The organism is Rhizobium sp. 18055, from assembly GCF_902706285.1.
Classification (GTDB): domain Bacteria; phylum Pseudomonadota; class Alphaproteobacteria; order Rhizobiales; family Rhizobiaceae; genus Rhizobium.
In genome coordinates this window covers 1-422 of the sequence record NZ_CACSKD010000354.1, presented here as the reverse complement: position 1 = coordinate 422, position 422 = coordinate 1, and the positions used below count along the sequence as shown (strand labels likewise).

The 422-nt window shown below is 69.2% G+C and carries 1 protein-coding gene; it reads right to left on the bottom strand.

Translation table 11 applies throughout. The annotated features are described in order from the left end of the window. On the bottom strand, window positions 1–422 hold a 422-nt coding region (locus GVL52_RS29480; protein WP_244619353.1), incomplete at both ends, for an alanine--tRNA ligase-related protein.

Here is a 422-nt window from a genome sequence, read left to right as displayed (position 1 = left end):
GGGTTGGCGAGGTCGGCGGTGCCGGTCTCGCGCCCGGCCGCCTGGATGAGCGCGGCGAACAGGTCGATCTCGTAGTTGCTGTGCACGTGCTGCAGGATGGCCGCGAGGCGCTCCAGGCCCATGCCGGTGTCCACGCAGGGCGCGGGCAGCGGCGACACGGAGCCGTCCTCGGCCATGTCGAACTGCATGAACACGTTGTTCCAGATCTCGATGAAGCGGTCGCCGTCCTCATCGGGGCTGCCCGGGGGGCCGCCGGCGATGTGCGGGCCGTGGTCGTAGAAGATCTCGGAGCACGGGCCGCAGGGGCCGGTGTCGGCCATCATCCAGAAGTTGTCGGACTTGTAGCGGCCGCCCTTGTTGTCGCCGATGCGGATCACGCGCTCGGGCGGCAGGCCGATCTCCTTCGTCCAGATGTCGTAGGC